At 32.9% G+C, this 13,185-nt stretch carries 15 protein-coding genes; 12 read left to right on the forward strand and 3 right to left on the reverse strand.

Annotated elements, in window-relative coordinates; genetic code table 11:
• Positions 1–15 precede the first annotated feature (15 nt).
• The 3 genes from C7958_RS03325 (at position 16) to C7958_RS03335 (ending at position 1,920) form a co-directional block, all read left to right on the forward strand.
• On the forward strand, positions 16–648 hold the full coding sequence (locus C7958_RS03325) for a MotA/TolQ/ExbB proton channel family protein (RefSeq protein WP_111571258.1): 633 nt from the start codon (positions 16–18) through the stop codon (positions 646–648).
• On the forward strand, positions 632–1,030 hold the full coding sequence (locus tag C7958_RS03330) for an ExbD/TolR family protein (RefSeq protein ID WP_111571259.1): 399 nt from the start codon (positions 632–634) through the stop codon (positions 1,028–1,030). Before C7958_RS03325 ends, C7958_RS03330 begins: the two co-directional genes overlap by 17 nt.
• Before the next feature lie 125 nt (positions 1,031–1,155).
• Positions 1,156–1,920 carry an SIMPL domain-containing protein gene (locus tag C7958_RS03335; protein WP_111571260.1) on the forward strand — a complete coding sequence of 255 codons (765 nt, stop codon included), beginning with the start codon at positions 1,156–1,158 and terminating at the stop codon, positions 1,918–1,920.
• A 76-nt stretch (positions 1,921–1,996) separates the two neighbouring features.
• On the opposite strand, the gene C7958_RS03340 is transcribed toward C7958_RS03335, so the two are convergent.
• Genes C7958_RS03340 through C7958_RS03350 form a run of 3 tightly spaced genes read right to left on the reverse strand, consistent with a single transcriptional unit; the run spans position 1,997 to position 3,294 of the window.
• Positions 1,997–2,671 (reverse strand): potassium channel family protein, encoded by a 675-nt coding sequence (locus tag C7958_RS03340; RefSeq protein WP_111571261.1) that lies wholly within the window; start codon positions 2,669–2,671, stop codon positions 1,997–1,999.
• A gap of 36 nt (positions 2,672–2,707) precedes the next feature.
• Positions 2,708–3,094, reverse strand: coding sequence for a potassium transporter TrkG (locus tag C7958_RS03345; RefSeq protein WP_243834228.1), 387 nt, complete (start codon positions 3,092–3,094; stop codon positions 2,708–2,710).
• Positions 3,094–3,294, reverse strand: a complete 201-nt coding sequence (locus C7958_RS03350) for a hypothetical protein (protein WP_111571262.1) — start codon at positions 3,292–3,294, stop codon at positions 3,094–3,096. Before C7958_RS03350 ends, C7958_RS03345 begins: the two co-directional genes overlap by 1 nt.
• A 179-nt stretch (positions 3,295–3,473) precedes the next feature.
• Between C7958_RS03350 and dprA the strand changes: the two genes are divergently transcribed.
• The 9 genes from dprA (at position 3,474) to pyrH (ending at position 13,185) form a co-directional block, all read left to right on the forward strand.
• Complete coding sequence (gene dprA / locus C7958_RS03355) at positions 3,474–4,616, forward strand: DNA-processing protein DprA (protein WP_111571263.1); 1,143 nt, start codon at positions 3,474–3,476, stop codon at positions 4,614–4,616.
• Between the two features lie 63 nt (positions 4,617–4,679).
• On the forward strand, positions 4,680–5,168 hold the full coding sequence (locus tag C7958_RS03360; protein ID WP_111571264.1) for a DUF494 family protein: 489 nt from the start codon (positions 4,680–4,682) through the stop codon (positions 5,166–5,168).
• A gap of 24 nt (positions 5,169–5,192) precedes the next feature.
• On the forward strand, positions 5,193–7,271 hold the full coding sequence (gene topA / locus C7958_RS03365; protein ID WP_111571265.1) for a type I DNA topoisomerase: 2,079 nt from the start codon (positions 5,193–5,195) through the stop codon (positions 7,269–7,271).
• Between the two features lie 279 nt (positions 7,272–7,550).
• The gene (gene hslV / locus C7958_RS03370; RefSeq protein ID WP_111571266.1) at positions 7,551–8,120 is read left to right on the forward strand and encodes an ATP-dependent protease subunit HslV; all 570 of its coding nucleotides are present in this window, start codon (positions 7,551–7,553) and stop codon (positions 8,118–8,120) included.
• Entirely contained in the window at positions 8,092–9,489 is a 1,398-nt protein-coding gene (gene hslU, locus C7958_RS03375) for an ATP-dependent protease ATPase subunit HslU (RefSeq protein ID WP_181453805.1), read from the forward strand. The genes hslV and hslU overlap by 29 nt, the downstream gene beginning before the upstream one ends.
• A 29-nt stretch (positions 9,490–9,518) precedes the next feature.
• Positions 9,519–10,301, forward strand: coding sequence for a GTP-sensing pleiotropic transcriptional regulator CodY (gene codY, locus C7958_RS03380; protein ID WP_111571268.1), 783 nt, complete (start codon positions 9,519–9,521; stop codon positions 10,299–10,301).
• Between the two features lie 233 nt (positions 10,302–10,534).
• Positions 10,535–11,275: a 30S ribosomal protein S2 gene (rpsB, locus tag C7958_RS03385; protein ID WP_111571269.1), complete on the forward strand. Its 741-nt coding sequence runs from the start codon at positions 10,535–10,537 to the stop codon at positions 11,273–11,275.
• A gap of 175 nt (positions 11,276–11,450) precedes the next feature.
• On the forward strand, positions 11,451–12,350 hold the full coding sequence (tsf, locus tag C7958_RS03390) for a translation elongation factor Ts (RefSeq protein WP_111571270.1): 900 nt from the start codon (positions 11,451–11,453) through the stop codon (positions 12,348–12,350).
• 115 nt (positions 12,351–12,465) lie between these two features.
• Entirely contained in the window at positions 12,466–13,185 is a 720-nt protein-coding gene (gene pyrH, locus C7958_RS03395; protein ID WP_111571271.1) for a UMP kinase, read from the forward strand.

Genomic DNA, 13,185 nt, shown 5'->3' on the forward strand with positions numbered 1-13,185 from the left:
ATGGAGGTATAAATTATGATTACAGAATTTATTGACACAGCAGGTATTGTTGCTTATCCACTTCTTTTAGCAGCATTTTTAATGATTTTTATAGTTATTGAGAGAAGTATTATTTTTCTTTTGAAATATAGAAGAATAAATAAGGATAAATATTTAAAGGGGATTATTAATTTTGATCCTGCAAATAAGCAGAATAATATTTTAAAAAATGAAAAAGGTATTGCCGCAGATATTTATCACAGTTTGTTAGCAAAAAACCCTAAAAGTCGAGAAGAATTTAATTTATATCTGGATGCAGAAGAGGTGGATAAACTACCTGAACTTGAGAAACATTTAGGCTTTCTAAATTTTATTGCTCAGGTTTCACCAACTTTAGGACTGCTGGGGACAGTCAGCGGTATGATTAAAACTTTTCAGGTTTTAGGTGTAGGAGGTAGTCCGGAACAGATGGCCCTGGGTATTTCTGAAGCTCTATTTACAACTGCGGCTGGTTTAATAATTTCCCTGCCTGCTGCAGCTTTTTATCATTATTTTTACTCAAAAATAGAAAGACTCCACAATCAAATGAATAATTTGAGGCTGGAAAGTGAAAGCAGGCTTTTTAGAGAAGAGATCAAGGAGCTGAAAAATAATGAAATATCAGCTTAAAGAAAAGAATTCTACTTTAAATCTGGCCCCAATGATTGATATAGTATTTTTGCTCCTGATTTTCTTTTTGGTATCTTCCACTCTACAGGGTGAGGAAGTCTTATATAATATTACAGTTCCTGCCAGCAGCATCGGTCAGAGTTTAACTCAGGGAGAGATAAATATATTTTTGAAACAAAATAATGAAATTTATTTTGATGAAAAAAAATATAGCAGTCAGAATATTGATGAGCTTTTTACTGTCATTAACACTGAAAAAAATAAAAAAGTTAAAATTTATTCAGATCGAAAAAGTGACTTTGAATCAGTTATATTTTTAATTGAAGAATTTAAAAATCAAGGTTATCAAAATATCTCATTTGCTCTGAGAGAAAAAAATTAAATATTTATTTCTCAATTATAAAAATAAAAAAGGATTTTTCCAATCTTATTAGAATTATATATTTAAGAGCTTAATTATTAATCTTAATAAAGGTAATTTAACAAAAGCAAATGGAGGCGATTTTTGTGAATAAAAATTTAGGAATGTTTTTAGTTTTTATAGCTTTAATTTTACTATCTGTTTTAGTGATAAACGGTTTATATTTTAATGTTCCAACTTTAGAAATGGCAGAGAGAGAAGTTCCCGCCGAAGAGGTAAAAGAAGATTATGTTACTACTAATTTAAATATTAGTCAGCAGCAGGAATATGATCCTGATATTGTTGAGGTAGTGCTTGGCTTTGAAAACGAAAATACAGAACAGGCAGCAGCAGTGGAAGAAAATAATAGAATTGTAAGTGAATTAATGACAATTTTAGAAGAAGAAGAGTTGGAAAATGTAGAAACACAGGGATTTAGAGTTTATCCTTCTACAAGGTATAATGAAGATAGAGAGGAAAGAATTACTTATTATCAGGTTAACAATCAGATTAAATTTACTTCTACTAATTTATCTGAACTACCCGTCTTATTGGGCCGATTACTGGAGGCTGGTGCCAATAGAGTAGTCAATATTAACTATCGCCTGGAAAGCAATGAACAGGCTTTAGAAGAAGTTACAGCTCGAGCATTAAGCTCTCTTAAAGATAAGGCTTCTTTTATGGCAGAGAATCTAGATAAAGAAAATTATAGGATCAAAGAAATAAATTTAGGAAATCAGAATATTCATGGTAGTGATGCCTTACAAACTATGACTAGAACTGCCGAAAAAGGAAATTTTTCGGAAGTTCCACTGGCCGAACAAAAGGTTAATATCAGTGTTTCTCTATCAGCAAAAATAGAATTATACTAATTATAAAGCAAAAAAGCTGAGCCCAGATAAAATAGGCTCAGCTTTTTTGCAGTTTTATTTATTATTAAATAAATTATTATTCATTATTAAGTAAAAAGTTGGCTGCTCTTTCCATATCATCTTTAGAAGCTACCAGAAAGACCTGATTGCCAGCAAAAATTTCTCTATTACCTCTGGGCACAATATATCTATCCTGTTTTTTATCAAATATTCCTGCAATTACACAGTTTTCAGGAAAATTTTTCTGACTTACAATTTCCGAGATTTTCATTCCTGAAATTCGTGACTCAGGTGGGATAGTTAAAATAGAAACTTCAGCTTTTCCATCTCCAAGTGAAGCAACTTTTCGGACATCAGGTTCTTCAATATCGGTAATAAAACGGTCCACAATTAACTCCATGGTAGCAGCAATATTGGTTGCACCAGCCATCTGATAGGCATTTTCGTATTCCGGTTCTCTCATTCTTACCAGAATTTTTTCCACCCCAAAGTTTTTAGCCAGCAGAGAAAAGGATAAATTATCTGCATCATCTCTCATTACCGCGATTGCAACATCACATTTTTCTATACCAGCTTCTTTCAAAATATCAATTCTAGTTGCACTACCCAGTACAGTTACTGCACCATAACGGCTGTATATTTTTTCAGCAACATTTTGATCTTTTTCTATTACAATAACATCATGTTTCTGGACTAAACTTTTTGTTAAGTTTCTTCCGGCAATACCTCCACCAGCAATAATTATATACATTTTTTTACCTCCATTATTAGAGCTTGAATTTATTATTTATTTTTCCCAGGCTTTTTTAGTAAATAAAATTATAATCGGCAGTATTTCTAATCTTCCAGCCAGCATGCCAATAATATAAGTCATTTTAATAACGGGAGAGAGGGAAGCCATTTTTTCCACTGAAAAGAAAAAGGGTCCGATATTTCCCATTGCTGAAAACATCCCAGAAAACGCCTGCCAGCCGTCAAGATCAGAAAAAACAGAAGTGATTATACCTCCAATTACAATTAAAAATAGCCAGAAAGAAAATAAGCCTGTTAATTTATTTATTTCATCACTATCTATGATGCTCTTATCAAGGGTAACAGGTAGTACAGCATGATTTGGTAAATAAATTTTCTTGACTTCCCGATTAAATAAGCCCCCTAAAATATTTAACCTCATTACTTTAATTCCTCGGGTAGTTTTAAAATTGTGCCTGTAATTAGAGAAATAATAATAGTATAGTAAAATGCCTGATAGATGCTATTTCCCTCCTGATAGATAAAAGCAAGAACCAGAGGGATTACTATAATAAAACCCATGATAAATGCCAGAATACTTAAAAAATAGAGGATTGTATTATATTTAGTAGATTTGAGCAATAATTTTACCTCCCTTATTGTTAAAACTAATTTGAAATAACTTCTATAATAATATATTCAAGAATAAATTATCATTTCCTTTATTAGCCATAAAATTCCGGCTTATTATTTATGTTAGATTAAATTTGCTTTTAACAAAATTTGGATATATAATATAATTAAAATTAAGGAGGCAAATTATGGATATTAATGAGATGGTGATAATTTTCTTAAATCAGCTGAGTGGATTTGGTCCCAGAACAATTATTGATTTGAAAAACAAATTGAATAAATTAGAAGAAATGTGGTCTTTAAATAAGCAGCAGTTAAAAAATATAGGCTTAACAGATTTTAAAATAAAAAAATTTAATGAGCATAAAGAAGAATTTAGGCCTCAGGATATTCTTGCTGATTTTAAAAAAGAGGATATTAATTATCTTACCTTATATAATGACCAATATCCAGATAGGTTAAAAGAAATTTATGACCCTCCCCCTGTTATATTTTATAAAGGCTGTTTAAACTTTCAGCTGCCCGCTGTTGCTATTATAGGTTCAAGAAACTCAACTCTTTATGGACGAAAAATTACCAGCAAAACCGCTTCAGAGCTGGCAAAAATGGGAGTAAATATAATTAGTGGTCTTGCCAGGGGGATTGATAGCACTGCTCACCAGGGGGCATTAGCAGCAGATGGTGGCATTACTACAGCGGTTTTAGGGAATGGTTTTGATTACCTTTACCCCTCTCAAAATAAATTATTATCTCAAAAAATAATGGATAAAGGTCTAATGCTAACAGAATTTAATCCTGAGATTGCTCCCCGGGCTAATAATTTTCCCAGAAGGAATAGAATAATTAGTGGTCTTTCAGATTTAATTTTAGTAGTTGAGGCTGGAGAAAAGAGCGGTACTCTGATTACAGTTGATTATGCTCTGGAACAGGGTAAAGATATTATGGCTGTACCAGGAAATATTGATCGTCCGAATTCTGTTGGCTGTAATAGGCTGCTCAAAAAAGGAGCAGCAATTTTTACAAAGGTTAGTGATATTATAGATTATTTAAGTAGATATTTACAGAATAATAAAAAACAGAATGAATTTGTAGAAACAGATGAATTATTCAATAAAGTTTATCCCGAGCTTAATTCAGATGAAATTAAAATTCTAAAACTCTTTCAACATGAAATTGAAATATATTATAATGATCTAGTTAGATTAAGTAATTTGACTACAGAAAAAGTTGATCAAATACTGGTAAAATTAGAGTTAATGAATCTTATAATTCGCTTAAAAGGTAAAAAATATCAATTTAAGGGTTTACAAAATCTCCTTAAACCAATATAATAATATACTAGTTAAAGATTTTTTATGATAGGGAGGCCTAATCGGCAGAAATGCCAGAATAATATGAATAAAAAAGTTATAGAAATTTTAAGTATTCTTATCCATAAAATGCTGAATGATGAGGATCTCTGGCGGAAACAGGAAGATGTTATAATTGAATTAGAAGACCAGGGTTATACAATTGAAAATATTAGTGAAGCATTTGAAGTTATTTTTAGTGAAGTTATTTCCGTTGAAGATCGTGATTTTTATATTGATTATGAAATGCCGAGTGGTTATAATAGGGTTTTTACAAAAGTAGAAAATTTTTATTTTAGTAATGAAATCAAGGCCATAATTTATAAATTGAATGGGCTTGGTGTTTTATCAGCAGATGAACTGGAAATTATTATTTATAGAATGATGCAGATTGCAAGTGTTGATGATTTAAAAGCTGATTTAGTCTGGGATATTATTAATGATGTTGTTGATGATTCAGAATTAATGCTGACAATTTCAGCTGAAATAAATGAATTTGACAGCAATCTTTTAAAACAACAGAGAGTAAACTAAAGGTTTACTGGAGGTATCAATTTAATGGCAAAGAAAAAGAAGAATTTAGTAATTGTAGAATCGCCTGCAAAGGCAAAGACAATTAAGAAGTTTTTAGGCAGAAATTATAAAGTAGAAGCATCAATGGGTCATGTTCGTGATTTACCTAAAAGTAAATTGGGAATAGATTTAGAAAATGATTTTGAACCAAATTATATAACTATTCGGGGAAAGGGAAAAACTTTAAGTAAATTAAGAAAAGAAGCTAAAAAAAGTGAAGATGTATATCTTGCAACTGACCCTGATAGAGAAGGAGAAGCTATTTCCTGGCATTTAGCTTATGCCCTAAAATTATCTGATGAGGATAATAACAGAATAGAATTTAATGAAATAACTAAAACTGCAATTCAGAATGCAATTAAAAATCCACGGACTATAGATAAGGATCTAGTGGATGCCCAGCAGGCACGGAGGTTACTTGATCGTCTGGTGGGATATCGTTTAAGTCCCCTTTTATGGAAAAAAGTACGCAAAGGTTTAAGTGCGGGTAGAGTTCAGACAGTTGCTGTCAAAATAATCTGTGAAAGAGAAGAGGAAATTAGAAATTTTGACGAGGAAGAATACTGGAGTTTAGAAGTTGATTTAAAAAATGAAAAAGACGAAAATTTAAAGGCAGATTTATATAGAATTAATAATAAGAAATTTAATTTAGAGAGTAAAGAAGAAGTTGACCAGGTTATTGCTGATATCAAAGATCAGGATTTTGAAATAATTAAAGTTAAAAAACGTAAAAGAAGAAGAAATCCTAAGTCACCATTTACAACTTCTACTTTACAGCAGCGGGCATCTAATAAACTTAACTTTACTGCTAAAAAGACAATGTATATTGCTCAGCAGCTATATGAAGGTATAGATCTTGGGAGCTCAGGTACAGTTGGTCTGATTTCTTATATCAGAACAGACAGCACCAGACTTTCCAATGAAGCAAAAAATGGTGCCAGAGATTATATTTTAAATAAATATGGAGATAAATTTTTAAAAAGTTCAAAGAAAAAATCAAAGAAAAATTCTAATGCTCAGGATGCACATGAGGCTATCAGGCCGACTGATACTCAGAGAACACCTGAGAAAATGAAAAAACATTTATCTAAAGATCAATATAAATTATACGATCTAATCTGGAAAAGATTTGTTGCCAGTCAGATGAGTCCGGCTCTTTACGAAAGTATTTCTGCCCAATTTAAAACTGGAGAAAAATACAAGTTTAGAGTTAGCGGTTCTCGTCTCTTATTCCCTGGACATTTAATTTTAACTGGAAAAGCAAAAGAAGATGATATTGACCTTCCAGTTTTAAAAGAGGGAGATAGATACAGTTTATTAAAAACAAATCCAGAACAGCATTTTACAACTCCACCTCCCAGATATTCGGAGGCTACACTTGTAAAAACCTTAGAAGAAGAAGGGATAGGACGCCCGAGTACCTATGCTCCAACTCTGTCTACAATAGAGTCCCGGGATTATGTAGAAAAGGAAGGGCGCTATTTTAAGCCGACAGAACTTGGCGAAACTGTAACTGAACTATTAACTGATTATTTTCCTGATGTAACCGATGTTGAATTTACAGCAGGTTTAGAAAAAAGACTGGATGAAATAGAAAAAGGAAATGAAGACTGGAAAAAAATATTGAGGGATTTTTATGAGCCCTTTTATCAGCGTCTGGAAGATGCAAGAGAAAATATGGAGAGTGTCCAGATTGTTGAAGAAACTGATGAAGTCTGCGAAAAATGTGGTAGTCCAATGGTAGTTAAGTATGGTCGTTATGGTAAATTTTTGGCCTGCTCCAGTTATCCTGAATGTAAAAACACTAAACCATATTTGATCAAAACTGGTGTTGACTGTCCGGAATGTGAAGATGGTGAAATCATAGAGAGAACTTCTAAAAAAGGGAGAACTTTTTATGGCTGCAGTAATTATCCAGACTGTAACTTTATGAACTGGAATAAACCGGTTAAAAAACCATGTCCTGAATGCGGCAGTCTGATGGTTGAGAAAACAACTAAAGCTAAAGGAAAACACTATAAATGTACCAATAAAGAGTGTGGACATACTGAAAAAGCAGAATAAATTTGATTTATCTGGCTTTCTTCAAATTTTTAGGAACTTTTAATTTGGAGAAAGCCCTTAAAATCAGCTCAAGAAAGCGCTTACAATAATAATTATAACTAATAAAATTAAGCGCTAAAATATGTAAAAAGATTAGAATATGGTTAAAATATTGTGAAATTAAGAGCGTTAACTTGACATTTTTGATCTTTTCATGGTAATATAAACAAAATAGATTAAAATATTTTGAATCATGTGACAATTTAAAAATATAAGATTATAAGTAAAGGAGGTTCTAAATTGTCAATTACAGATTTTGAAGCAACTACTATAGTTGCAGTAAAACATAATGGTTGTATGGCCCTGGCTGGAGATGGACAGGTAACCCTGGGTAATACAGTTATGAAAAGTACAGCCAAAAAAGTCAGAAGATTATATAATGGTGAAATTTTAGCTGGATTCGCCGGTACATCTGCAGATGCTTTTACCCTATTTGAAAAATTCGAGGGTAAATTGGAAGAATATCATGGAAGTCTGCAGCGGGCAGCAGTTGAGCTGGCCAAAGAATGGCGGACAGATAAAATTTTAAGAAAACTTGAAGCTTTGCTAATTGTTGCAAATCTGGAGGAAATCCTTATTATTTCAGGTAATGGTGATGTGATTGAACCTGATGGCAAGATTACTGCTATTGGTTCTGGTGGCCCTTATGCAAGAGCGGCTGCAACAGCATTATCAAATCATGGTCAAAACCTGAATGCCGGGGATATCGCCAGTGAAGCACTCAAAATAGCGGCTTCTATTTGTATTTATACTAATGAAAATATTACTTTAGAGGAGTTAAATGGAGGTGAGTCTGAAACAGGTGGATAATCAATTAACCCCAAAAGAAATTGTTGCTGAGTTGGATAAATATATCATCGGACAGGAAAAAGCTAAAAAATCAGTAGCTATTGCCCTCAGAAACAGGTACAGAAGAAAATTGGTTAAAGATGAGATGAAAGATGAGATCATTCCAAAAAATATTCTGATGATTGGGCCTACTGGTGTTGGTAAAACTGAGATTGCTCGCAGACTTGCTAAAATTGCCAGATCTCCTTTTATCAAAATAGAAGTGACTAAGTTTACTGAAGTAGGTTATGTAGGTCGTGATGTAGAATCAATGATTAGAGATCTTACAGAATCTGCAATTAGAATGGTCAAAGAAGCCAAAATGGAAGAGGTTGAAATTGAAGCTGAGAAACAGGCAATTCAACGAATTGTAGACCGGATGCTTCCCGGCAAAAAGAAAAATAAAGATGAATATTATTCTAATCTGGTTGACGACATTAATAAAAAATCAGATGATGTAGATGATAGAATTGCTGCCAGAAAAAAGAGAATGTACCAGAGAATCAAAGAAGGTAAGCTTGATGATCAAAAAATAGAAATTGAAGTAGAAGAAAATAATACTCAAATGATGGATGTTTTCTCAGGTTCCGGAGTTGAAGAAATGGGTATTAATTTTAAAGATATGCTGGGTAATATTTTTCCAAATAAAAAACAGAAGAAAAAAGTAACTATTGCTCAGGCTAAAGAAATGCTCAAAGACGAAGAGGCTCAAAAGTTAATTGACATGGATCAGGTTAAGTCAGAAGCAATAAAAACAGTTGAAGAAGATGGAATAATCTTTTTAGATGAAATGGATAAGATAGCCGGTCGAGAATCAGGATCCGGCCCTGAAGTTTCAAGGCAGGGTGTTCAAAGAGATATTCTACCAATTGTTGAAGGCTCAACTGTAAGTACCAAACACGGTTCGGTAAAAACCGATCATATTTTATTTATTGCGGCAGGAGCATTTCATGTTTCTTCGCCAGCTGACTTGATACCAGAACTCCAGGGTAGATTTCCCTTAAGAGTCAATTTAGACAGCCTCAGTCGAGATAATTTTAAGGATATACTTCTACTGCCTCAGAACTCTCTGGTTAAACAGTACAAGGCATTATTAGAGACTGAGGGGATAACGATTAACTTTAGTGAAGATGCTATAGAAGAAATATCCAGTTTCGCTTATGATATTAACGAAGAGACTGAAAATATTGGAGCCAGAAGGCTGCATACAATAATGGAAAAATTATTAGAGGATCTTTCTTTTGAAGCACCAACTTTAACTAAACAGGAAATTGAAATTGATGTAGATTATGTTAATGATAAATTAAAGGATGTTGTAGCAAATAAAGACTTAAGTAAATATATTTTATAATTTCAAAACAGAAAATGGAGGAGATTGAAATGGGTAGTTTATTAGAAAAAAGTCGAAAAATAAATCGATTATTACAGAGAACAGGTGGAAATGCAGTAGATTTTTCTGATATGGCTTATGTTTTAAAAGAGGCTGTAAGGTGTAATGTGTATGTGACAAGCAAAAAAGGGAAAATTTTAGGTTATAGTCTTCGTGATGATTTTGAATGTGAGATTATGGAAGAAAAGGTTATTGATCAGGGATCATTTCCGGAGGAATATAATGAAGGTTTGCTAAGGATTAGGGAAACCAAGTCTAATATTGAACAAAAAGATGGCAAGTGTGTTTTTGCTGATGGTGAAGATTGTTTATTTGAAGATAAATTAACAACTATTGTTCCAGTTATTGGTGGAGGAGATAGACTTGGAACTTTAGTATTAGCTCGTTATGGTTCACCATTTGATGATGAAGATTTAGTATTAGCAGAATATGGAGCTTCAGTTGTAGGAATGGAAATTTTACGTTCCCGCAGTGAAAGAATAGAAAAAGAAGCCCGTAAAAAAGCAGCTGTTCAAATAGCGATTGATACTTTATCTTATTCCGAATTAGAAGCCATCGAACATATTTTTGAAGAATTAGATGGAGAAGAAGGTTTATTAGTAGCAAGTAAAGTAGCAGATAGAGTAGGTATAACAAGATCTGTTATTGTAAATGCTTTACGTAAATTTGAAAGTGCTGGGGTAATTGAATCTCGTTCCTTAGGAATGAAGGGAACATATATTAAAGTTCTTAATGATAATTTATTAGATGAATTAGAAAAGGTTAAAGGTTAATTTTTAGAGATTAAGTTGATTTTACAGGCTCCTCTCTTTATTTGAGGAGTCTTTTAACTGCTTTAGAAAAAGAATTCTTTCAAAAAAGCTTGATTAAATTCTGAGTCTATGGTATACTTTTTTGTGGCAAAATACACACGATAGTTGATCTAAATGCTGGTGCTGTATTTTATACAGTTGTGTTTAGAGTTGATGCTGTCGGAGGCTAAAACCAGAAAGGAGGTGCAGGAGTTATGTCAGTTGTAAACATGAAACAACTCCTCGAATCGGGTGTTCATTTTGGTCATCAGACTAAGAGATGGAACCCAAAGATGAAACAATATATTTTCACCGAAAGAAATGGAATTTATATCATTGATCTTCAGCAGACAGTTAAGTTAATTGATAAAGCTTATAACTTTGTTAAGGAACAGGCTGCTCAAGGGAAAAATGTATTGTTCGTTGGAACTAAGCGTCAGGCGCAGGAAACTGTTAAAAAAGAAGCTGAAAAATGCGGAATGCCTTATGTAAATCAGCGTTGGTTAGGTGGTATGTTAACAAATTATAATACCATCAAAAAACGTATTGATCGTTTAGAAGAAATCGAGCAAATGGAAGAAGAAGGGATTTTTGAAGTTCTTCCTAAAAAAGAGGTTATTGAGTTAAACAAAGAACACGATAAGCTTGAGAGATTCCTCGGTGGAATTAGAGATATGAATGGTTTACCAGATGTAATCTTTATTACAGATGCAAGAAAAGAAGATATCGCAGTTTCTGAAGCTAGAAAATTGGATATCCCAATTGTATCAATTTTAGATACAAACTGTGATCCAGATCTGATAGATTATGTCATTCCTGGTAATGATGATGCTATTAGAGCTGTCAAATTGATTACCAGTGTTATTTCTGACGCAGTACTTGCTGGAAAGCAAGGTAAACAGGAAGCTGAAGCTAAACAACAAGAAGCTGAAGTTGAAGAAAATACTGCTGAATAATTAAGACTTAATAAAAGCGCTGGTAAAGTTTTTATGCTTTGCAGCGCTTTTTTTCTAGCAAAATTTTAATTATATTTAACTTTAGATAGTTAATATAAATTAATAAATATTGTTTAAATGTGAAGAAAAATGATTAATATTATTTTATAAGTTATTATAAGGAGGTTTTTAATAAATGGGAGTTACAATGAAAGATATAAAAGAGCTTCGTTCCCGCACCGGTGCAGGTGTTCTAGACTGCAAAAAAGCTCTTAATAAGGTTGACGGCGATATTGAAGCTGCTGTTGAGCATTTAAGAGAAAAAGGTATGGCAGCTGCTGCTAAAAAAGCAGGTAGAGTTGCTGCTGAGGGATTAGTAAGCTTAAATATAAGTGATGATCGTAAAAAAGGTGTTCTAGTTGAGGTTAACTCTGAGACTGATTTTGTTGCTAAAAATGACAACTTCCGGTCTCTTGTTTCTGATATTTCTGAGCATCTAATGCAGAGTGAAGCTGAAGATGTTGAAACTGTAGAAAATGAAGTCTGGTTTAAAGATGAGAAAGAAACTGTTAGTGATGTTATTAAGGCAGCTATTGCTAATATTGGTGAAAATATCAATTTGAGAAGATTTAAGAGAGTCGAAACTGATGGCTATTTATTTGGCTATATCCATATGGGTGGAAAAATTGGTGTTTTAGTTGAATTTGCCAATGAATTTACTGAAGAAAAAGCTCAAGCTGCTAAAGATGTAGCAATGCATATTGCTGCAATCAATCCAGAATTTTTAGACCGTGATTCTGTAGATTCAGAATCAATAGAAAAAGAAAAGAAAATTTATAAGGAACAGATGTTAAATGAAGGTAAGCCTGAGCATATTCTTGATCAAATTGTAGAAGGTAAGATCAATAAGTATTATACCCAGGTCTGTCTTTTAGAGCAGCCATTTGTTAGAGATGATGATAAAACTGTTGCTGAAATACTGGCAGAAAACGATATGGAAGTAAAACAGTTTACACGTTTCGAAATTGGTGAAGGTATTGAAAAGAAAGAAGAGGACTTTGCTGCTGAAGTTGCTGCTATGACAAAAAATCAATAATAATTAAAAAAGGAGAGCACTGGAGAGAGTGTTCTCTTTTTTTAAGTAAATTTGCTTATAAAAAAGGAATTAGCTAAAAATTGAAGAATAATATTTAATGGAGGTTAATTATATAATGACGGAAAAACCAGTTTATTCAAGAATACTGCTTAAGATTAGTGGGGAGGCGCTGGCCGGTAATAACGGTTTTGGTATTGATCCCGAAATGATTAAAAAAATTGCAGCAGAAATTAGTGATGTTGTTAAAACTACAAATGTTGAAATGGCAGTTGTAGTTGGTGGTGGTAATATTTTCAGAGGAATTGCTGGTAGTGCTAAAGGAATGGACCGCGGTACAGCTGATTATATGGGGATGCTGGCAACTGTAATTAATGCTCTAGCATTACAGGATTCCATTGAAAAATTTGAGATTGAAACACGCGTTCAATCAGCAATTGAGATGCGTCAGATTGCTGAACCATATATTCGTCGTCGTGCAATTAGACATCTAGAAAAAGGAAGAGTTGTTATCTTTGCTGCAGGCACAGGAAATCCATTTTTCTCAACTGACACTACCGCTGCTCTAAGGGCTGCAGAAATATCTGCAGATGTTATTTTAATGGCTAAAAATGTTGATGGGATTTATGATTCTGATCCCAGTGTTAATGAGGATGCTCAAAAACATGAGACTTTATCTTACATTGATTTACTGAATAATTCTCTTAGGGTAATGGACTTTACAGCTGTTTCTCTCTGTATGGACAACAAAATACCTTTAAAAGTTTTTGCAGTTAAAAAAGAAGGTAATATTAAACGAGTATTACTTGGCGAAAACATTGGAACTTCTGTTAGTTAA

The organism is Halanaerobium saccharolyticum (assembly GCF_003259895.1).
Classification (GTDB): Bacteria; Bacillota; Halanaerobiia; order Halanaerobiales; family Halanaerobiaceae; genus Halanaerobium; species Halanaerobium saccharolyticum_A.

Excerpts from the sequence above, each read along its gene's own strand:
- topA (WP_111571265.1), top strand. The coding sequence starts at position 5,193 with ATGGCAAAGAAAAAGAAGAATTTAGTAATTGTAGAATCGCCTGCAAAG.
- hslU (WP_181453805.1), top strand. The coding sequence starts at position 8,092 with ATGGAGGTGAGTCTGAAACAGGTGGATAATCAATTAACCCCAAAAGAA.
- C7958_RS03325 (WP_111571258.1), top strand. The coding sequence starts at position 16 with ATGATTACAGAATTTATTGACACAGCAGGTATTGTTGCTTATCCACTT.
- C7958_RS03345 (WP_243834228.1), bottom strand. The coding sequence starts at position 3,094 with ATGAGGTTAAATATTTTAGGGGGCTTATTTAATCGGGAAGTCAAGAAA.
- C7958_RS03340 (WP_111571261.1), bottom strand. The coding sequence starts at position 2,671 with ATGTATATAATTATTGCTGGTGGAGGTATTGCCGGAAGAAACTTAACA.
- pyrH (WP_111571271.1), top strand. The coding sequence starts at position 12,466 with ATGACGGAAAAACCAGTTTATTCAAGAATACTGCTTAAGATTAGTGGG.
- C7958_RS03360 (WP_111571264.1), top strand. The coding sequence starts at position 4,680 with ATGAATAAAAAAGTTATAGAAATTTTAAGTATTCTTATCCATAAAATG.
- codY (WP_111571268.1), top strand. The coding sequence starts at position 9,519 with ATGGGTAGTTTATTAGAAAAAAGTCGAAAAATAAATCGATTATTACAG.
- rpsB (WP_111571269.1), top strand. The coding sequence starts at position 10,535 with ATGTCAGTTGTAAACATGAAACAACTCCTCGAATCGGGTGTTCATTTT.
- dprA (WP_111571263.1), top strand. The coding sequence starts at position 3,474 with ATGGATATTAATGAGATGGTGATAATTTTCTTAAATCAGCTGAGTGGA.
- tsf (WP_111571270.1), top strand. The coding sequence starts at position 11,451 with ATGGGAGTTACAATGAAAGATATAAAAGAGCTTCGTTCCCGCACCGGT.
- C7958_RS03330 (WP_111571259.1), top strand. The coding sequence starts at position 632 with ATGAAATATCAGCTTAAAGAAAAGAATTCTACTTTAAATCTGGCCCCA.